Raw genomic sequence first — 18,962 nt, 5'->3', positions numbered from 1 at the left:
TCGATACGTCACCGCGGCCGGGTTTCGAAATCGGCGGTCAGGTAGGCGTCGTAGCCGATCACCGCCGGCACCCGGACGTCGAGCTTGCCGGCGTCGGTGGTGAGCATCTGCTCGTAGCCGAGCAGGGCGCCGGTGGCCGGGTCGACGACGAGGGTGTGGCGGGTCGGCAGGCCGCTGTCGTCGGTCGTGACCGAGAAGGCGGCACCCGTCCGCCCGGCCCGGTCAGTGACCGTCCCGTCGTAGGTCAGGCCGGGCAGTTCGGCGACGATCCGCAGGACCGAGGCGCGGACGGCCGGGATGAGCAGCCGTTCGCGGGCGAGGTCGGTGACCGCGACGATCGTCTCGTACGGCCCGTTCTCCTTCGGGTGGCCCACGTGCAGCCAGGCGTCCGTGCCGGTGGCCGGCGGCGGGCCCGCCCACATCGACGGGAACCGCCCGGCCGGGTACTCCTCGGTCCGGGTGCCGAGGCTGTCGTCGAACAGATTCCGGTACCGCCACAGCCATTCCTCGCCGGTGGAGGTGAAGCGCGGATCCTCGAAGCCGGTGACCCGCCGCCCGGAGTCGTCCGGGCCGCGCCACGACTCGGCCCGCGACGGGATGATCGCGGAGGTGACGCGTTCGCCGTCGACCTGGGTCCACAGGCTCCACGACTGGACGACCAGGTGCTCGTCGTCGCCGGTGCGGGCCGGTGCGGGGACGGCGGCCGCCCTCTCGGCGATGCCGGTCAGCGTCTCGCGGGCCGATCCGGCGGCCCCGCTGAACCGCAGCGGCTCCGGGGTGGCCGCATACGCCGGCCGTGGCAGGGGCGCGAATTGCAGCCCGGCGAGAACCAGGAGCACCAGCGCGGCGGCGACGGTCACCGGGCGCCGGGCGGCGGGCCGGGCCTGCCGGGGCCGCGGGCTCGCGAGGATCCGTTCGAGGTCGGCGTGCCGGTCGGTCACGGCGGTCAGCGGGCCGCCGCCGGCCGGGTCGGCCGGGCCGAGCAGACGGCGGACGTCACGGGTCAGGGACGATGTCACGTGGGCTCTCCTCTCAGGGTGGTCAGGTGGGCGGGGGTGCCGTCGAGCGCCTGCCGGAGCCGGGCGCGGGCCCGGTGCAGCCGCATCGCGAACGCGGGCAGGGAGCAGCCGGCCGCGCGGGCCGCCTGGCGCAGGGTCAGGCCCTCCCACGCGACCAGACGCAGAGCCTCGGCGTCGGTGCCGGAGAGCCGGGCCAGGGCCGCGGTGACGCTGACCCGGCCGGCCACGTCGTCGGCGTGGTCACCGGACGAGAAGCCGCCGTGACCGGCGGCCCGCGCGGTCAGCGCCGCCCGCCGGCCGGCGCCGCGGACCTCGTTGGCCAGCGTGCGGCGTGCCGTTCCGTACAGCCAGGGCAGCGCGTCGGCCGGAACCTCCGGCAGCCGCCGCCATGCGACGAGGAACACCTCCGCGACGACGTCCCGCACGGCGGCGGCCTCGATGCGGCGGCGTACATATCGTTCGACGGCGTCGTAGTGCTGCTCGTACAGCACCGTGAACCGTTCCTCTGAGTTCGCCATTCGACCTCCCACCTTGCCTGTGTCCGGCACGGCGGGAGGGTTCACACCCGATTCTCGCGGAGGCTGTCGGCCCGCGCCCACCGGCGGCGCCGATGGAACCGGCTGGTCACCTGCACCCAGAGGAACGCCGGCAGGTACGGCCACAGGCCCGGCCGGGCCAGCACCGCCCGGGCGTTGCCGCGGTGGCCGCCGGCCGGTGACGCGGACGGCCCGAGCTCGGCGTTGCCCTGACGCCATCGCGCGAGCACCCGGCCCAGGTCCGGACCGGACGGCAGGACCAGCAGGAATCCGGCCCCGTCGACGACCAGCCGCTCGGGCCGGGCGAACAGTGACCGGACGTAGCCGTCGTCGGCGATCACGTCCGGGAAGTCGGTCCACCGGCGGCGGCCCTCGGCGTTGACGGCGTAGCAGCCGCCGCCGATGACGTCACCCGCCACCGACGGCAGGCGCGACCAGACGGCGGCGAACCCGCGGGTGATCCGGCTCGGCGAGCGGACCAGGATCGGCCGGGGACCGGCCAGGACCGGGCCGCCCGCGGCGTCCATCGCGGTGAGCAGGGCCCGCAGCGTCCCCGGGGTGATCACCGTGTCCGCGTCCAGGTAGACGACGGGCACGCCGCGCAGGTGGGGGCCGGCGGCGTTCAGCGCGGCCGGTTTCGACGGTTCCGGCAACTCGATCACGAACACCCCGGCGGTACGGGCGATGTCGGCCGTGGCGTCGTCGCAGCCGTTGGCGACCACGATGACCCGCACGTCCAGCCCGTGCGCGTCGCCGGTGACCGCGGCCAGGCAAGCGCCGATCAGGGCCTGCTCGTTGTGGGCCGGGATGACGACGTCGACCTCAGTCACCGAGCCGCCTCGGCGTCATCCGGCCGGCCGCGTGCACGGCCAGGAAGACCGCCGCGGACGGCCACGCCGCCGGTTTCGCCAGCAGCGACCGCACGGCGCCACGGTAACGGATGTGGTCGTCGGGGTACGGCGGCAGCGCCGGCAGGCCGCGCAGCTCACGGTTGCCGCCCTGGTAGCGGCGGCGCGCCCGGAGCAGGTCCCGGAGTCCGTCGGGGGCGACCACCTCATACCACTCCCCCGGGACGACCCGGCGTTCGTCGGGTGCGAAGTGCCACCGTACCCACTTGTCGTCGGAATGCAGGTCGGGCAGGTCGCCCCACCGCGCCCGGCCCTCGGCCGACACCGCGTAGACCCCGCAGGTCGCCGGTGACCGCCGCACATACGGCAACTCCCGCCAGATCCGGAAGTAGGCCCTGGTCACCGCACTGCGGGCCGGGGCGGGCCGCATAGCCGGCGCCGCGAAATGCACGCCGCTGCCGGGTGCCAGCACGGTGAGCAGGGTGGCCACCGCCGACGGCGACAGCACCGCGTCCTGGTCCAGGTAGAGCCGTGCGCCCGGCGGCAGCAGACGGTCACCGGCCCGCAGGGCCGCGGACCGGCCGGGCGCGGTACGGACGACGGCGCACGCCATCCCGGCGGCCCGCAGCAACGGGGCCAGTGCGTTCGCCCGGTCGAGACTGTCGGCCCGGTCGTCGTTGACCGCCACCACCACGTGCACGTCACGGGTCAGCGTCTGCCCGGCCAGCGAGCGCACACTGCGGTCGAGCAGGGCCGACCCGTGGTGCGTCGGAATCACCACACCCAGAATGGCCACGGTTCCCCCCGGTCCGTCGGCGACACGAGGAATCCTCGCACCGGCCGATGTGGACACCAATGGGAGGAACGGCCATCATCGATGACCGACCGTACGACAGCGGTGACGTGGCGTCATCGACACCGGGCACTATCGGCGCTTGCGGATCTCCTCGGCGGCCTGCGGGACCACCGTGAAGAGGTCGCCGACCACGCCGAAGTCGGCCAGCTCGAAGATCGGGGCCTCGGCGTCCTTGTTGACCGCGACGATCGTCTTCGACGTCTGCATGCCGGCCCGGTGCTGGATCGCACCGGAGATGCCGAGCGCCACGTAGAGCTGCGGCGACACCGTCCTACCGGTCTGCCCGACTTGGACGTGGCGACCGCGCAGGAACCGTGCAGGGCATCATCCTGAACATGGACGGCCTTGTCGGGTCCCATGGAGAGGGCCTTACGGATGGAGTCGGTCGCGCCCGCCGGACCGACGGTCAGGACGGTCACCTCGCCACCGTGCGCCTCTTTGATCTTCAGCGCTTCCTCGATGGCGTATTCGTCCATCTCGTTGATGACATTGCTCGACCAGGCCCGGTCCACCGAGAAATCAGGGCTCAGGGTGCGCTCGGCACCGGAGTCGGGTACCTGCTTCACCAGTACGACGATGTTCATCGTTCGGACGGTATTTCAGACGACTCTCGTCCGCAATGAGTGTGACCGACTCCTCCGCCGGGTCAGCATTTGCGCCAGACGACCTCGAAGACCGAGCCACTGGTCGAGTCCATGGTCAGCGAGTTCCGGCCGGTCGCCGAGCCGGGCGTGACCCGCAGCTCCAGGTTGACGTTCAGGTAGCGCCGCTGACCACAGGGCATGTACCGCAGCGACTTCTTGGCGATCTTCCGGCTCCGCTCCCACCGGCCGTCGAGCGGACCGGCGAACTTGTGCTCGACCCGGACCGTCCGCGGATCGCCGGCCCAGTAGAAGGAGCTCACCTGCATGCCGGACGCGCCGCGCCGCAGGCCGGCCGAGCCACTGCTGCCGATGCGGGAGATCGCCCACGTCCAGCCCCGGGGGCCGGAGACGTCCAGGGCCAGCTGGCAGTTCTTCCGGAAGCCGATCGCGGCGACACCCGGCCCGGACGCCGCGGTGAACCGGCGGTAGGTGATCGTGAACGACCGGTTGCCCGGCGACGCGGACACGGTGGTACTGCCGCGGGGGCAGCCGGACCCGTTGGCCGAGACAACCTTCACGGTGACCTTGCCGGGTGGCGGCGCGGACACCACCGACGACGAGGGCACAGCGGCGGTGGCGGCCAGCGATGCCAGGAGTGCGGTTCCGGTGACGACGGAATGGAACATGACAACCCTCAGATTCTCACGGTGGGTGACCAGGTGGGCCCATACGCGTAACGTACGGTTCGCGCCGATCGCCCGCCGGGGTCACGCCCGCAATTCGGCCGTGCGGGGGATACCCGGATGGCCCGCAAGTCCCGGATCGGATGGCGGGGGTAATAGGTTGACGGCATGGACACTGATCGACAGCGGCCGCTCGCCCTCGTCACCGGGGTGGGCCGGACGGTCGGGATCGGCGCGGGCATCGCCGAGCGCCTGGCCGCCTCCGGGTGGGACGTCGCCTTCACCTACTGGACGCCGTACGACGAGCGGATGATCTGGGGTGTCGAGGCCGGGGCCACCGACGTGATCACCAAGACGCTGGCCGGGCACGGCGCCGCGGTGGCCGCGATCGAGGCGGACCTGTCCGACCCGCGGGCGCCGACGGCCGTCCTCGACGAGGCGGAGCGCCGGCTCGGCCCGGTGACGGCGCTGGTGATGTGCCACGCCGAGTCGGTCGACTCGGGTCTGCTGGACACCACCGTGGAGAGCTTCGACCGGCACTTCGCGGTCAACGCCCGGGCCACGTGGCTGCTGATCCGCGAGTTCGGGCTGCGGTTCCGCGGGGCGCACGGCACCGGCCGGATCATCGCCCTGACCAGCGATCACACCGTGGGCAACCTGCCCTACGGGGCGAGCAAGGGCGCCCTCGACCGGATCACCCTGGCCGCGGCCCACGAGCTGGCACACCTCGGCGTCACCGCCAACGTCATCAACCCCGGCCCGGTCGACACCGGCTGGATGACCGGTGAGGTCCGTGACCGCTGTGTCGAGGCGACACCGATGGGACGGCTCGGCACCCCACGGGACACCGCGAACCTGGTCGAGTTCCTCTGCTCGCCCCAGGGCCAGTGGATCAACAAGCAGCTGCTGATGAGCAACGGCGGGTTCGCCTAGCGGTTGCGCATCCGGCGGATCCTTCCGCGCAGGCTGGTGCAGCACCTCCCGGGGCAGCCGTCGTCGGCGCAGCACTCGCCGTCGCGGCAGTCGCTGGGGCAGCAGTCGTCGTCGCAGCAGGTCTCGCAGCATTCGCCGGCGCAGTCGTCGGACGAGCAGCAGTCACCGTCGCAGCAGTCGCTGTCACAGCAGTCGTCGTCGCAGCACTCGTCATCGTCGTCGTCCTCGGGCGACGGCGGCTGCGGTATCTCGCCGGGGTCGCGCGGCGGCAGGTCGACGCGCAGGTCGGGGTGGACCCGGGAGTCGATGTAGGGGACGGCCTGGGCGGCGTTCTCCAGGACGGTCGGCTCGACCGGGACCGAGATGCCGTCGTGACCGATCAGGCGGCGGCCGCCGTCCGGATACGCGAGCAGCGCCGCGCACCGGTCGAACGTGACGGTCAGCTGGTCGTCCTCGCCGGCGACCAGGCTCACCCCCTGCTGGCCGACGACCAGGCGGATCTCGGGGTCGCCGATCGCGGGATGGGCGGCGCCGGTGACCGCGAAGGTGGAGGTGGACGGGGCCTTCGTGAAACCGGCCCACTTCACCCGTACGCCCTGGGGTGCCATCAGCAGGCCGTCGGCCCACGCCTCGGCGGCGATCGCCCGCACCTGGGCCGGGGTGACCGCGCGGAGTTCGGCGATCATGTCCGGCAGGTCGAGCACCGGCCGGCCGGAGAGCAGGTCGAGCACCTGGTCGGGCAACAGTGCGCCACGGCGGGCCGCCTCGGCGAGACGGTCGCACTCCTGGGCGATCACCGTGCCGACCTCGGCCGGGTCGACGCCGGCATAGCGCAGCGCGGCGAGGACGTCGACGAAACCACCGAGGACGGCGCCGCTCTTCTCCGGCAGCGCGTCGGCGGAGGCGGAGACGATCGCGGAGCCGTCACCGCGGGTCGTGTAGTCGGCCTGGACGGTGTACGAGATGCCGCTCTCCTGGCGCAGCGAGCGGAACATCGCCCGCTGGAGGACCACGGCGAACACCGCGGAGGCGGCGTGGCGGCGGACACCGGCGTTCCAGGCGAGCATGCCGGCCGGGCCGGTGATGAAGGCGGGACGCGTGGGCAGCACCGACGAGGCACGGGGCGGCGGACGGCGTACCCCCTCGGGAAGAGAGAGACGCAACCCGGGCGGCATCGCCGGGCCGGCCACCCACCACGCCGCGTTTCCCCTGGTGAAGAACCAGTCCGTCCAGCGGCGCAACCCGTCGGGGGTGACCGCCGGCAGGCCCAGCTCACCGTAACCGTGGGTGCCGAAGTCCCGGGCGCCGTGCCGGTTGACGTCGAGCAGGTCGTCGGCGGACAGGCCGCGCCCACGCCGTTCGGTCCGCAGGATCTCCTTCTCGGTGGCGAGCCGGTGCAGCGGCAGATCGTGCAGCGACCGGCAGACGCCGTGCAGGAACGCGACGACGTCGGCGTCGCCACCCTGCGTGTGGAAGTAGGTGATCTCGTTGCCGGTCGCACCGTTGTAGTGGTAGTCGGCGACGCCGAGCGGGAAGAGCGCCAGATGCTCGATGAGGTGGGTGATGCCGTGCCGGGACAGCGGCTCGTCGGCGAACCCGACCCGGAACGCCAGGCCGGCCCGGGTGGGACCGTCGGTGCGGGTGAACAGGCCCGGAACGCCGTCGATCTCGAAACGCTCGATCATGCCGCGCTCTCCTGGGCCCAGACGCGGACGTCCCGGAACGCCTCCGGGACGTCCCGGAAGACGGCGGTCCACGGGTAGGCGGTGCCCAGGTCGCCGAGCAGCCGTAACGGCCAGGCGGTCGCCGCCCGGTCCTCCATCAGGCGGAACACGAACGCGAAGGTGCTCGCCGCCTCCAGCCAGCCGTAGGTGCGGCGGAACCCGGGATCGCCGATCGACCGGCGGGCCGCCTCGTACAGCTCGTCGCGGATCGCCGGATCGTGCAGGTAGGCGGCGACCGCGTTCAGGTCGCGCTTCTCCCGCAGGACGGTCAGCAGATGCTCGGCGTGGCCCTCGGCGACCAGGACGCCGTGCGCTCCCCCGGCCGGCGCGGCGCGCATCGCGTCCCGCGCGAACGTGTGCAGTTCCTCCCACGAGCCGCCCCACTTCGGCGCGAGCTGGTGCATCAGCTGGCGCTGGGCCGGCAGGTGGTGCGGGTCCGCGGCGACCGCCCGCTCGTAGCGGCGGCGCGCCTCGGCGAGGCCGAGCGACAGGCCACGAGCCGAGAGCAACCGGACCGTCCAGACGGCCGGGTCGCGCGGGTTGCGGGCGGCGCCCTCGATCAGCACCTCCTCGGCCCGGCCCAGCCACTCGTGGAACGCCGCGAACTGCTCCGCGCTGACGTCCTTGGCCGCGGCCGAGGTGCGGATCGCCCAGCCGACGCCGATCAGGTGCTCACCGAGCAGCGCGGCGGCGGCACCGTCGTCCGGATCACGGCGCAGGACGTCGCGCAGGAACCCCTCCAGGTCGTTCCCGCCGCGCTTCTCGTCGTCGCCGGAGGCCACGCGGATCATCCCGGTGCGGCTGTCGAGAGGCACGGCACCGATCGCCTGACGGCAGGCGGGCCAGTCACGGCGCGCGAGAGCGGCCTTCAGAACCCCGATGTGCGGGTACGCGGCGACGAGGTCGAGAACCACGTCAGTGGAAGGCGGCATGGCCGCAGACTGTAGCCGACATGATCATCACCGGTCTGCCCGTGACACCGGCGGTTCCGCAGCCCACCGCCGGTCCGGGCGACTACGCGGGTCGTCCGGACCGGCCGGCGAGAGGCCGGGTCAGACGACGCGGAAGGTGCCGTCCTGGTAGGTGGCGCTGGTCAGCGTGTCGATGCGGAGCAGGTAGTTGGAGTGGCGCAGGTAGCGGTCCGGGAAGTTGTACGACCGGAACGACGACCAGGACGAGTCGGCCAGCCCGGGGACACGGTAGAACGTGGCGTCGCCGCGGAACGCCGCGGTCCCGTCGCTGGCGTCGAGCCGGATCGCGTAGTTGTAGTGCCGCAGGTAGCGGCCCGGGAGGTTGACCGACTCGAACGACACGCCGGCCGCGTCGGCCAGGCCGGGCACCATCTTCCACAGCTGGTCCTGGTGCGGGTCGAACGGGTACGCGTCGATCCGGCCCACATTGTTGGCATGGCGCACGTACCGGTCGGGGAAGTTGGAGGACTTCAGCCGCACCCAGGCCGGCAGGCCCCACCGGGAGACGAGCCCGTTGTACTCGGCCGCGGTGATCCCGGCGATCGAACCGTGCTTGGCGTTCAGCGGCGGGGTGTACGTGCGCTGGTCCGCGACGGCCCACGCGTTGCCACCGACGTTGGTGCTGTTCCACAGGTAGTAGTCGTTGTTGACCGGGCTGAACGAATCGCCCCACAGCCACCAGCCGGTGCCGGCGTTGTTCTTGACCAGCATCGGCGCCTCCATCGAGCTGCCCTGTCGCAGGCCGCTGGTGTAGGTGGTGTAGCTGTTGGGGGCGCCGGTGCTGGACCGGGCGCCGTAGATCAGGCCGTTGCCGAGGTTCTTGTAGAAGAAGTAGTAGACGCCGCCGTCGACGACGATGTCGCCGTCGAGGACGTTGAAGCCGGGGCTGAAGTAGACCTGCGGCGCGGAGACCGTACGGAAGTCGCTGGTGTAGTTGACCAGGAACACGTCGGAGCCGTTGTTGGCGGAGTAGACGATGCCGTACTGGCCGCGTGCGGCGTCCCAGAACGCGGTCGGCGCCCAGGTGTGGGTGGCCAGATCGTGCATCCTGATCCGGCGGTACCCGGTGAAGCTCGTCAGGTCGACCGAGTCCCAGACGTGCAGGTACTGATTGTTCTGCCCGAAGTCGGTGCCGTTGAGGTCGGTGGCCAGCACCACGAAGGTGCCGTCCTGCTTGCGGAGCAGGAACGGGTCACGCAGACCCAGGGTGCCCGCGGTGGGCCGTACCACCGCGTTGTTCTGATTGAGGGGTTTCCAGTTGAGGCCGTCCTGGCTGACCGCGATGTGCAGCCCGTAGTCGGCGCCCGACTGGTTCGGGGTCTCGGTGAAGTACGCGAAGACATAGGCGGTGTTGGCCGCCCAGGCGGGAGTGGGGATCTGCCCGGCGGCGGTGGCCGCGGCGGCGAGCGCCGGCAGGAGAGTGAAGGTGCGCCTGCTCATCGACATGACGGGACCTTTCAGATCGCCGTGAGACGCCAGAGGTTGTCAGCGGTGCCGTTGTCGGCGTCCTGGACCACCTGGACACCCCACGCCGTGCCGCCGTTGAGGACGGCGAGCAGTTTGCCGCTGTTCACGTTGCGGATCTTGTAGACGCCGTTGCCCTGGTCGACCAGGGTCCAGCGGTGGTCGGCGGTGCCGTTGTCGGCCCATTGCAGGACGACGGCGTTGTCGGCGGTCGACATGTTCTGCACACCGAGGACCTTGCCGCTGTTGACGTTGCGGAAGCGGACCGCCGTGCCGTCGGTGATCCGGACCCAGCGGTGGTCCAGGGTGCCGGTGTCGCCCCAGGTCACGGCGAGGCCGCCGTCGGCGACCGACATGTCCTTGACCCCGAGGACCAGGCCGGTGGCATTGTTGACCAGCTTGTAGGTGGGCGCGGTCATCCAGTAGACGTTGTAGTTGATCGCGTGCGCGTCGTAGAACGGCACCAGGTTGACCGCAGACCCATTGGCGGTCGCGGTGGTACGGGTGACCGACGACACGGTGAGCGTCGGCGGGGTGGTCAGCGCCGTGTCGCCGTAGTTGCCGGCGAGCACCACCGGCCCGTACGTGATCGCCTGCAGGTCGGGGTTGTCGTTGGCGGCCCGCAGCACGATCCGCATCGGCAGCCGCACGACGATCGTGTCGTTCGCCGCCCACGTCCGGGTGATCGTGGTGTAGGTGCCGGGCGCGCTGGTGGTGACCGCCGTGCCGTTGACGGTGATGGTGGCGCCGCTGGTCCAGGACGGGATGCGGACGCGGATGCTCCACGAGCCGCTCATCGTGCCGGCGAGCTTCAGCGTGCTGGTGTCGCTCTCCGGGAACGTGGTGGTCTGGGTGACCGTGATGCCGCGCTGGGTCCAGGACAGCACCGACGGCGCGAACAGGTTCACCGTCAGGGTGGTGCCGCTGTAGAAGTAGATCGACTCGGCGAGCCGCGTGTTGACCTCGACACCGGTGCCCTGGCAGCACCAGAAGGTGCCGTAGTCGGTGCTCCACGTGCCGCCGCCCCACGCCGGCCCGACACCCCGGCGGCCACCGGGCCGCAGCGGGGTGAAGTAGGTGACGTGCCCGTTCGCCGACGCCGGGTTCTGCGCGCCGAGCACGTGGTTGAGCAGCGCCTGCTCGTAGAAGTCGAAGTAGGCGGCCCGGTCCGGCTCGGTCACGTACAGCTCGTTGGTCAGTCGCAGCATGTTGACGCTGTTGCAGTGCTCGCACGTGTCGTTGGTGAGGTATCCGGCGATCGCGTTGGCCGGGCGGAAGTGCTCGGCCTGGCTGTTGCCGCCGATCGCGTAGGTGTGCGCGCCGACGGTGATGTTCCAGGCGTTGCGGGCGATGTCGCGGTAGCGGGTGGTACCGGTGGCCTTGTACTCGCGGGCCGCGCCGATCCACTTCGGCACCTGCGTGTTGGCGTGCAGCCCGTTGAGGCTGTCGGTGTTGCCGGCCAGCGGGTCGAAGACGACCGCATGGTCGAAGCGCCGGGCCACGGTCAGCCAGCGTGTGTCGTTCGTCTGCTGGTAGAGGTCGGTGAGGACGGCGTTCATCCCACCGAATTCGGTCTGCAGCATCGCCTGCATCTGGGCGGTCGTCAGGGCGGCGGTACGGGTGTCGACCCACGCCGCGAACTTGAGCAGGACGTCGCGGGCCTGGGTGCCGCCGATGTACCGCCACACGTCGAGCAGCCCGGCGAGTGTCTTGTGCAGGCAGTAGTAGGGGACGTTGCCGTTGGTCAGCGTGCGGTTGTGCACGGCCGTGATGTCGGCCTCCGGGAACCCGGACAGGTACCCGTTGGACGCCTGGCACTTGGCCAGCTCGGCGACCATGTAGTTCGCCTTGTCCCGGCAGACGGTGTCACCGAGGACCGCCCACGCCTGCGACCACGCGGTCAGGAAGTGCCCCTGCACGTGGCTGCGGAACGGGAAGTCGGGCGCGTCCCAGCCGCCGTTGGCCGCGGCGCCGCCGGTGGACAGGCCGTGGTTGGCGCGGAAGACGTAGAGCAGCCGGTCCACGTCGACCATGCGCAGGTAGGTCATCGTGCGGTTCTGGTTGTCCATGAGCCGGCCGGCGGTGAGCCTCACCTGGCCGAGGGAGAACTGGTAGGCCGACACCCCGGTCTCGGCGGCGGCTGCCGGGAGACCGGGCATGACGGAGAGGGCGGCGCCGCCGGCGGCGGCACCGAGGAGACTGCGGCGGGTGAGAGGGAGCACGACTCTCCTCAGTGGGGGAAGGGGAGGTTACACGTGTGTTACGCGCCACATGTTATCGATAACAAAAGATGTGTCAAGGCTCCCGAAAACACCCGCTGCCCATGCATGTGATCGTTCTATCCGCCGCTCACCGTCCAGTCCTGGACGTCGATCTGGCTACCGCCGTGGCGCGGGGCGAAGAAACTCAGCGTGTTCGATGACTTGAGACGCTGGTGGTCGATCAGCGGGTCGGAGTAGTAGATCGCCGGCGACGTGTAGCGGATCACCCAGTCGGTCCAGCCGGAAGCCTTCGACGCGGTCTGGATGTGCAGCTTGCGGGTGCTGGAGTCGCCACTGACCACATAGAGGTTGTCCCTGGTGTCGACGGCGATGTCACCGCGGGCCGAGCGCTCCAGGAACGGCGTGTACGTCTGGCGCCACACCTTGCTCGCCTTGTCCCGCCAGTAGTGCACCAGGACGGCGGCCTCCCGGGCGGCGGTGAAGTCGCTGTTGTCGGCGGCCGACGCCGGCAGGTGCGAGGCGAGGACGTGGACGGTCCCGGCCGCGTCGACGACCTGGGACTCCTGGTTGATCAGTCCCCGGTTCTGGCCGATCCCCCACACCTTCAGGCCCGCGGCACCGGAGGCCAGCGGGGTGCTGCCGGTGGTGGCGATCACCGTGCCGGCGTTGTTGCGCCAGGTGCGGCCCTTGTCCTTGCTGTACGCGTAGAAGATGTCGTGGTTGGTGCTGGCGTTCGAGGTCTCCCGGACCGTCCACGTGACGTGCAGCAACGGCGCGGCCGGGTCGAAGTTGTCGTACTCGATGCCGAACAGGTAGGCGTTGTTGCCGGCCGTGGTGCCGTCGATGAACTCCCCGAGGTACGACCATGCACCCGCCCGGTACTCGTAGAGGACCTCGTCGCCGGTGCCGCTGTAGCCGGTACGGATCGCCAGTTGCAGGGTGCCGTCGGGGTGCGCGAAGAACTGCGGATAGGTGACGACGTCCATGCTCGTGCTGGTGAGTTTCGTCTGGACCGTACCGAAACTGCTCGTGGACCAGACCGCGCTCCCGGGCGAGGAAGCCAGTCCGGCGATCGACTTCCGGTAGCGGAACTGCGACGAGTGCGTGTCGAACGCCAGGTGGATCGTGCCGTCGGACGGGGCGATCCCGATGCTGATCGTGTTGTGCGAGTCGGTCGAGCTCGTGACGTAGTCGGTCAGGCGCAGGTGGGACCAGACTCCCGACGGCAGCTGGCGGCGTGACAGGTTGACGTAGCCGCTCTGGTCCCAGAAGGCGGAGTACTGCCAGCCGTTGAACGTGACGATGCCGTCCTGCTGGAACGACTCGCCGTTCATGTAACCGGTGTAGGTGAGGGCGGTCCGGCCGCTGGTGGTCAGGACGGTGGTCGAGGTCTGCACGACGGTCGGGGCGGCGGCCGCGGCGGGGACCGCGACGAGCACGGTGGCCAGAGCGGCCAGACCGAGGGGGATGAATCGTTTCATGAATCCTGCCCAGGGCGATGCGAGGAGGACGGAACGGTGTCCGAGACGTTAAGCCGCGGTTTCACGCTCGTCAATGAGCGACCGCATCTTCGGAGGGCGTCGCACTCACTGTCCCTTCGGGGCCGCCGGACCGCGTGACCGTGGAGGTGCACGGGGGCACGCTGAGGAGGCGGTCGGTGTGGGCGGACCGGTACGGGTCGAGACCGGCGATGACGGGACGGTACGGGTCGTACTGCCCGGGACGGTGTTCCTGGCCCGGCACGAGGAGGTGGTGCCGCAGGTCGAGCGGGCCCTCAAGGCCGAGACCAGCACCCGGGTGGAGATCGACCTGCACGAGGTGACCTCCCTGGACTCGTCCGGCGTCGCGCTGCTCATCCTGCTGCGGCGGCTGACCGTCCGGTCGCGTGCCGACCTCCGGGTCCGGGGTGCCCGACCCGAGATCCTCCAGCACCTGCACATGGTCGGGGTGAGCGCGCTCCTGGGCCTGCCACCGGCCGACGGCGGCGATGGCACGGCCACGACGACACCGCCGGGCCCCGGGACCACCGCCGTCGAGGTCCTGCACGAGCCGTTCGACCTGCAGCGCATCAAGGCCATCCGGGACCGCCTGGCGAGCTACGCCACCAGCTGCGGCCTCTCCGGCTTCGACCAGTACAAACTGCTGCTCGCAGCGACCGAGATCATGGCCAACGTGATAGTCCACGGCGGTGGTCACGGCGACATCCACGTGGCACGGTGCGGCGACCGGCTGCGGATCCGGGTGACCGACCAGGGCCCCGGCATACCCCGCCGCCGGGTGGTGCGGCCCCGCCCCCGGCCCGGCCGGATCGGCTCCTCCGGCCTGTGGCTGGCCCGCAAGGTGTGCGAACGGGTCGACATCGAGACCGGGCCCGGCGGCACGACGGTGCTGCTGACCTACGCGCTGTCCGCGCACGACGAGTAGACCGGGCCGGCACCGTGGACCCACCGGACAGCATCCAGGATCCCTGGCGGATGGACTTCCTCCTGGCCGCCTACCGGGTTCTCGGGCAGTCACTCCACCTCGATCGCAACGCCCGCGCCGCGGTGTGCCTGCCGGTGCCGGTGCTGGGAACGGTCGCGGCGCTCGTCCTGACGATCGGTCCACAGCGGATACGCTGGTGGACCCGCGACGGCCACACCGCGGCCGACGGGCCGGCACGGATGCCGGTCCGGTTCGAGGACACCGCGCCGGGCGACCTCCCGGACTGGATCCGGGCGGTCCTCGCCGACGCCGACAGCCCCTGCGTACGGCCACTGTCCTCGGACGACCGGGTGCTGCCCGGCGGCACGAGACATCACGGGCACGGTGCGGTCGTCCGGCTGCCGTGCGACCAGCTCCGGGCCGGTGCCCTGGTCCTGCTGCGGGAGCCCGGCGAGCCGGACCTCGACGACGCCGACCTGCACCTGGCCGCCCAGTACGGTCAGCCGGTCGGACGTGCCCTGACCGCCGCCCTGCTCTACCGGGACCAGGTGACGGTCGCCGACGCACTGCGCGCGGCCCTGCGGCCGGCCCCGCTGCCCGCCGTCGACGGCCTCGACCTCGCCGCCGCCTACCGGCCGTCACTCGAGGCGATGTACATCAGCGGCGACATCCTGCACGTGGAACCACTCACCGAAGGCGGCGCCATGTGCGTCGTCGGTGATGTGTGCGGCAAAGGCGTCGACGCGGCGGTGGCCGGCGGACGGCTCCGGCAGTCCCTGCGCATCCTGCACCGCGTCACCGGGCAGCCGCTGGACATGCTCGCCGGGCTCAACGACGCCTCCATCGAACTGAACGGCCCGGCGGCGACCCAGTTCGCCACGATCGTCGTCGGCACCGTCCACGCGGCACCCGGCGGGAGCGTGCTGCTGCGCCTGGCGTCCGGTGGCCACCTGCCCCCGCTGGTGGCCCGCCGTTCCGGGCAGGTCGAGGCGGTGCGGCTCGGCGGCATGATGCTCGGCGCCGCCCCGGAGGGCCGGTTCACCGAGACCGTCGTCCGGCTCGCACCGGGCGAGACGTGCGTCATCTACACCGACGGGGTGACCGAGGCCCGCGGGCCGGCCGGGGCGATGTTCGGCCGGGACCGGCTGGCCACACTGCTCAGCGACTACGCCGGAGCACCGGCCGCCGTGGTCGCCGAGCGGATCGAGCAACGCGTCGGCGACTGGCTGGCCGAACCCGACCACGACGACATCGCGGTTCTCGTCCTGCGAGCGCAACCGGCCACTCCCCCGTCAGGAGGATCACGATGACCCGGACCCACCCCGAGTTCCCGGCCCTGATGGGCTGTCTCCTGGCCGGTGACGAAGCGGGCGCGATCGGGCTGGCCCGGGACCTGATGGCCACCGGCACCCTCCCGGAGGAGGTGCTGCTGCGCCTGATCGCGCCGGTCCAGGCGAGCATCGGCGAACTGTGGGCCCTCAACCGGCTCTCGGTCGCCGACGAGCACGTGGCGAGCCACATCTGCGAACGGATCACCACCGTCTGCGGCGAGCGGGACCGGTCGCCGTGGCGCCCGGAGAGACTCGTGATCGCCTGCGCCGACGGCGAATGGCACACCCTGCCGTCCCGGCTGCTCGCCGAGTGTCTCCGGCTGCGGGGCTACCCGGTGAGTTTCCTCGGCGCCAGCGTCCCGGCCGCGCACCTGACCGCCTACCTCCAGCAGCACGAACCCGCCGCGGTGCTGATCAGCATCTCGCTGCCGGTCCGTCTGCCGTCGGCCCGCCGGGCGGTACTGGCGGCCCGGCAGGCGGGAGTGCCGGTCCTGGCCGGCGGCCGCGGCTTCGGCGACACGGACCGGTGGGCGCTCCGCCTCGGCGCCGACGCGTGGGCCGCCGACGCCGTCGAGGCCGCCGGCGTCCTGGAGAAATGGCCGCCGGCCGAGGAGTCCGGTGACGGGCTCGACCACCTCGCCGACGACGAGTACTCGCGGCTGCTCGCCGACACCGCGGAACTCGTCGCCGGATGCCTGACCGCCCTGGAACAGCGGTTCCCGCCGATGCGCGGCTACACCGCCTCGCAGCGGCAGGCGACCGTCGACGACCTCCACCACCTGACGTCGTTCCTGGCATCAGCCGTCTACATCGACGACGAGACGCTGTTCGCCCGGTTCCTGCGGTGGACGACCGACATCCTGGCCGTCCGCCACGTGCCGCCGGCCGGCGTCGGACTCGTCGTCGACCACCTCCAGGAGACCCTGGGCGGCCGGGCGCGCACCGCACGGATACTCGCGGCCGGCCGCGCCGCCATCCCGGCACACCGGTAGGTCAGCCGCCGGTACGGTCGTCCAGCTCGTCGTCCCAGTGGCGGCGCAGGACGGTCGGCACGTCGTCGCGCAGCGCCGCTCGTACCACATCGTGCTCCTGATCTGTCAGGGCGAGCGCCGGGAACGCCCGGCCCACCTCGGCGGCGAACGCCGAACCACGCCGGGCCAGAGAGGGTGCGGCGGCGACATAGGCCGGAATGTAGGGCGCGACGAACTCCCGCTGCGACGGCGACCAGAGGCCGGCGGCCAGCGCCCGGAACCGGCGGACCGAGATATCCGGATCGTCGGTCATGGCCGCCCACGCCGCCGCCTTCGCCTCGGCCGCCGGACGGGCGGCCAGCGCCTCGACCGCGCCGAGGACACCGCCGTCGGTGCCGTCCCGCCGCCGCTCCGCCTCGATCTCCGCCGCCTCGACACCGCCCAGCTCGGCCAGCCGCCGCACCAGCGACCAGCGCAGATCCGGGTCCAGGGACAGGCCGTGGTCGGTCGCGCCGGCCGCCAGCCAGCGGCGCAGCAACCCGCTGTCGGCCGTCGACCAGGCCAGACCGCGGGCAAGGACGATCGCGCGCTGCTCGTCCTCCTCCCCGGTAGCGGCGCAGGCGGTGGCGATCACGTCGAGCGCGGCCGGCACCTCGGCGGCCGGCAGAACACGGCGGATCAGATGGTCTCGGACGCGGGTGAGCGCCGCGGCCATCAGCGTCGGCGACGGCTCACGCGGCAGCTGGCGGGCCAGCAGCCGCAGCGGGTCGGCATCCAGCAGCACCGGCCACAGCACGGCCCGGGCCAGCGTGTCCGGCACCGCCGTCAGGCCCCCCGTCAGCGCGTCACGCGACAGCGGGTCGAGGTCGATGCGGGCGAAGGTCTCACCGCCCGCGTTCGGCACCACGATCAGGCCGGCCCACTCCGCCAGGACCAGCGGCTCGTCACCGAGGTCGATCAGGCGCGAGCCGGCCGGTTCCAGATCCGGGGTGTACGCCGTGACGGTGAACCGGTGCGGCCGGACCCCGTCACGCGTCAGCACCGGAACATCGTCACGGCGGGTGACCCGGATCGTGTCGTGACCCGACCGGCGCAACCACACCTCCGCCCACCCGCGGACATCACGTGGCGAGGCCGCGTCCAGCGCCGACAACAGGTCCTCCAGGGTGGCGTTGCCGAACCGGTGCCGGGTCAGATGCGCATTGACGCCGGTCAGGAAGTCCTCCTCGCCCAGCCAGGTCACCAGCTGGCGGACGGCGGCGTTGCCCTTGCCGTACGAGATGTGGTCGAAGATGGTCGTGGCGGTCGCGACGTCGGGCACCTCCTCGCTCGACGGCGCCACCGGATGGGTCGACCGGCGCCGGTCGGCGTCATAGGCGCCGGGCTTGTGCACCGCCTCGAAGGACACCCGGGTGCCCGCATAACCGGCCGCGGTCTCGGCCACCTCGAAACCCATGTAGTCGGCGAACGACTCGTTCAGCCAGGCGTCCTCCCACCAGCGCGGGGACACCAGGTCACCGAACCACATGTGCGACATCTCGTGGGCGATCACCATGGCCCGGCGCCGGCGGTCGTCGTCGGTGACCCGCTCGCGGGGCAGCATCAACTCGTTGAACGTGACACAGCCCGGGTTCTCCTGGGCACCCCAGTTGAGCTCCGGGACGAACGCCTGATCGTAGGAGTCGAACGGGAACGGCTCGTCGAAGATGCGGGCGAAGTGGTCGAAGCAGACCTCGGTGATCCGGCGCAGCTCGGCGGCGTCACGATCGAGGGCGGCGGCCAGCGACCGGCGGGCATGCCAGCCCATCGGGACGCCGGCGTGCTCCCACCGCACCGAATGGAACGGGCCGGCCGCCACGACGAACAGGTCACAGGCGATCGGCGGGGTCGGCGCGAACGTGTTGTGGCCGGTGGGCAGGCCGTTGGCCAGGACCGTCCACGCCGGGTCGGCCTCCACCGACAGGGTGATCGGGGCCTTCAGGTCGAGCTGGTCGAAACAGGCGAACAGCCGCTGGGTGATGTCCAGCCCCAGATAGCCGCCGACATAGCGCTCGCCGTCGGCCGGGTCGGTGAAGGTGTGCAGGCCCTCGCCGTCGGTCACGTAACGCAGGCGGGCGTCGACGACGACCTCGTGCTTGCCGGGGGCCAGATCGTCGAGCGGGATGCGCCTGCCGTCGTAGGCCGGTGTGACGGTCTCCCCGTCGACGGTCACGTCGAGGCTCCCGGCCCGGTGCAGCTCGAGGAAGGTGCCACCGCCGGTGGTGGTGAACCGGATGACGGCGCGACTCCGGAAATCCTCCGGAGAGGTGACATCGAGTGCGAGATCGTAGGAGATCTCGGACAGCGCGGCGGCACGGGCACGGGCTTCGTCGAGGGTCAGCGACACCCGGACATTA

Annotated in this window: 15 protein-coding genes and 2 pseudogenes; 4 read left to right on the top strand and 13 right to left on the bottom strand. The window is 71.6% G+C overall.

Going from position 1 to position 18,962, the window contains the following annotated elements:
• Nucleotides 1-8: 8 nt before the first annotated feature.
• The 7 genes and pseudogenes from ACFO0C_RS35630 to ACFO0C_RS35600 form a co-directional block, all read right to left on the bottom strand.
• Entirely contained in the window at nucleotides 9-1,019 is a 1,011-nt protein-coding gene (locus ACFO0C_RS35630; RefSeq protein WP_378071175.1) for a CU044_5270 family protein, read from the bottom strand.
• Nucleotides 1,016-1,537 carry an RNA polymerase sigma factor gene (locus ACFO0C_RS35625; protein WP_378071174.1) on the bottom strand — a complete coding sequence of 174 codons (522 nt, stop codon included), beginning with the start codon at nucleotides 1,535-1,537 and terminating at the stop codon, nucleotides 1,016-1,018. The genes ACFO0C_RS35630 and ACFO0C_RS35625 overlap by 4 nt, the downstream gene beginning before the upstream one ends.
• 41 nt (nucleotides 1,538-1,578) lie before the next feature.
• Nucleotides 1,579-2,385: a glycosyltransferase gene (locus ACFO0C_RS35620; protein WP_378071173.1), complete on the bottom strand. Its 807-nt coding sequence runs from the start codon at nucleotides 2,383-2,385 to the stop codon at nucleotides 1,579-1,581.
• The gene (locus tag ACFO0C_RS35615) at nucleotides 2,378-3,181 is read right to left on the bottom strand and encodes a glycosyltransferase family 2 protein (protein WP_378071172.1); all 804 of its coding nucleotides are present in this window, start codon (nucleotides 3,179-3,181) and stop codon (nucleotides 2,378-2,380) included. Before ACFO0C_RS35615 ends, ACFO0C_RS35620 begins: the two co-directional genes overlap by 8 nt.
• Before the next feature lie 147 nt (nucleotides 3,182-3,328).
• Nucleotides 3,329-3,550: pseudogene (locus ACFO0C_RS35610) on the bottom strand (electron transfer flavoprotein subunit alpha/FixB family protein); the annotation flags it as partial.
• Nucleotides 3,547-3,843 (bottom strand): annotated as a pseudogene (locus ACFO0C_RS35605) (electron transfer flavoprotein subunit beta/FixA family protein); the annotation flags it as partial. The pseudogenes ACFO0C_RS35605 and ACFO0C_RS35610, both read right to left, overlap by 4 nt.
• Before the next feature lie 62 nt (nucleotides 3,844-3,905).
• A complete protein-coding gene (locus tag ACFO0C_RS35600) occupies nucleotides 3,906-4,529 on the bottom strand; it encodes a DUF4360 domain-containing protein (protein ID WP_378071171.1) in 624 nt (207 codons plus the stop codon).
• Between the two features lie 165 nt (nucleotides 4,530-4,694).
• Here ACFO0C_RS35600 and ACFO0C_RS35595 point away from each other — a divergent pair, with 165 nt between their 5' ends.
• On the top strand, nucleotides 4,695-5,459 hold the full coding sequence (locus ACFO0C_RS35595; RefSeq protein WP_378071170.1) for an SDR family oxidoreductase: 765 nt from the start codon (nucleotides 4,695-4,697) through the stop codon (nucleotides 5,457-5,459).
• On the opposite strand, the gene ACFO0C_RS35590 is transcribed toward ACFO0C_RS35595, so the two are convergent.
• The 5 genes from ACFO0C_RS35590 to ACFO0C_RS35570 all read right to left on the bottom strand — a co-directional run bounded on the left by ACFO0C_RS35590 (nucleotide 5,456) and on the right by ACFO0C_RS35570 (nucleotide 13,321).
• Nucleotides 5,456-7,144 carry a M16 family metallopeptidase gene (locus ACFO0C_RS35590; protein WP_378071169.1) on the bottom strand — a complete coding sequence of 563 codons (1,689 nt, stop codon included), beginning with the start codon at nucleotides 7,142-7,144 and terminating at the stop codon, nucleotides 5,456-5,458. The two genes, ACFO0C_RS35595 and ACFO0C_RS35590, sit on opposite strands and share 4 nt — an antisense overlap.
• Entirely contained in the window at nucleotides 7,141-8,115 is a 975-nt protein-coding gene (locus ACFO0C_RS35585; protein WP_378071168.1) for a hypothetical protein, read from the bottom strand. The genes ACFO0C_RS35590 and ACFO0C_RS35585 overlap by 4 nt, the downstream gene beginning before the upstream one ends.
• A gap of 120 nt (nucleotides 8,116-8,235) precedes the next feature.
• The gene (locus tag ACFO0C_RS35580; protein WP_378071167.1) at nucleotides 8,236-9,594 is read right to left on the bottom strand and encodes a glycoside hydrolase family 43 protein; all 1,359 of its coding nucleotides are present in this window, start codon (nucleotides 9,592-9,594) and stop codon (nucleotides 8,236-8,238) included.
• Between the two features lie 17 nt (nucleotides 9,595-9,611).
• Entirely contained in the window at nucleotides 9,612-11,777 is a 2,166-nt protein-coding gene (locus ACFO0C_RS35575; RefSeq protein ID WP_378071513.1) for a beta-L-arabinofuranosidase domain-containing protein, read from the bottom strand.
• Nucleotides 11,778-11,956: 179 nt separating this feature from the next.
• Nucleotides 11,957-13,321, bottom strand: coding sequence for a BNR repeat-containing protein (locus ACFO0C_RS35570; protein ID WP_378071166.1), 1,365 nt, complete (start codon nucleotides 13,319-13,321; stop codon nucleotides 11,957-11,959).
• 178 nt (nucleotides 13,322-13,499) lie between these two features.
• Here ACFO0C_RS35570 and ACFO0C_RS35565 point away from each other — a divergent pair, with 178 nt between their 5' ends.
• From ACFO0C_RS35565 to ACFO0C_RS35555, 3 genes are read left to right on the top strand one after another with little or no spacing between them, the layout of a single operon-like run.
• Complete coding sequence (locus ACFO0C_RS35565; RefSeq protein WP_378071165.1) at nucleotides 13,500-14,264, top strand: ATP-binding protein; 765 nt, start codon at nucleotides 13,500-13,502, stop codon at nucleotides 14,262-14,264.
• A gap of 50 nt (nucleotides 14,265-14,314) precedes the next feature.
• A complete protein-coding gene (locus ACFO0C_RS35560) occupies nucleotides 14,315-15,574 on the top strand; it encodes a PP2C family protein-serine/threonine phosphatase (protein ID WP_378071164.1) in 1,260 nt (419 codons plus the stop codon).
• The gene (locus ACFO0C_RS35555) at nucleotides 15,571-16,587 is read left to right on the top strand and encodes a cobalamin B12-binding domain-containing protein (protein ID WP_378071163.1); all 1,017 of its coding nucleotides are present in this window, start codon (nucleotides 15,571-15,573) and stop codon (nucleotides 16,585-16,587) included. Before ACFO0C_RS35560 ends, ACFO0C_RS35555 begins: the two co-directional genes overlap by 4 nt.
• Nucleotide 16,588: 1 nt before the next feature.
• Here ACFO0C_RS35555 and pepN read toward each other — a convergent pair whose 3' ends face one another.
• On the bottom strand, nucleotides 16,589-18,952 hold the full coding sequence (pepN, locus tag ACFO0C_RS35550) for an aminopeptidase N (protein WP_378071162.1): 2,364 nt from the start codon (nucleotides 18,950-18,952) through the stop codon (nucleotides 16,589-16,591).
• Between the last annotated feature and the right edge of the window lie 10 nt (nucleotides 18,953-18,962).

Origin of the sequence: Actinoplanes subglobosus, from assembly GCF_042650585.1 — a bacterium.
Classification (GTDB): Bacteria; Actinomycetota; Actinomycetes; order Mycobacteriales; family Micromonosporaceae; genus Actinoplanes; species Actinoplanes subglobosus.
The sequence above is the reverse complement of the archived record's forward strand: the minus strand, read 5'-3'. Positions and strand labels throughout refer to the sequence as shown.

What these genes read in the sequence shown, in the direction of transcription:
- ACFO0C_RS35560 (WP_378071164.1), top strand. Translation starts at nt 14,315, where the DNA reads ATGGACTTCCTCCTGGCCGCCTACCGGGTTCTCGGGCAGTCACTCCAC.
- ACFO0C_RS35595 (WP_378071170.1), top strand. Translation starts at nt 4,695, where the DNA reads ATGGACACTGATCGACAGCGGCCGCTCGCCCTCGTCACCGGGGTGGGC.
- ACFO0C_RS35625 (WP_378071174.1), bottom strand. Translation starts at nt 1,537, where the DNA reads ATGGCGAACTCAGAGGAACGGTTCACGGTGCTGTACGAGCAGCACTAC.
- ACFO0C_RS35555 (WP_378071163.1), top strand. Translation starts at nt 15,571, where the DNA reads ATGACCCGGACCCACCCCGAGTTCCCGGCCCTGATGGGCTGTCTCCTG.
- ACFO0C_RS35580 (WP_378071167.1), bottom strand. Translation starts at nt 9,594, where the DNA reads ATGAGCAGGCGCACCTTCACTCTCCTGCCGGCGCTCGCCGCCGCGGCC.
- ACFO0C_RS35570 (WP_378071166.1), bottom strand. Translation starts at nt 13,321, where the DNA reads ATGAAACGATTCATCCCCCTCGGTCTGGCCGCTCTGGCCACCGTGCTC.
- ACFO0C_RS35590 (WP_378071169.1), bottom strand. Translation starts at nt 7,144, where the DNA reads ATGATCGAGCGTTTCGAGATCGACGGCGTTCCGGGCCTGTTCACCCGC.
- ACFO0C_RS35575 (WP_378071513.1), bottom strand. Translation starts at nt 11,777, where the DNA reads ATGCCCGGTCTCCCGGCAGCCGCCGCCGAGACCGGGGTGTCGGCCTAC.
- ACFO0C_RS35600 (WP_378071171.1), bottom strand. Translation starts at nt 4,529, where the DNA reads ATGTTCCATTCCGTCGTCACCGGAACCGCACTCCTGGCATCGCTGGCC.
- ACFO0C_RS35585 (WP_378071168.1), bottom strand. Translation starts at nt 8,115, where the DNA reads ATGCCGCCTTCCACTGACGTGGTTCTCGACCTCGTCGCCGCGTACCCG.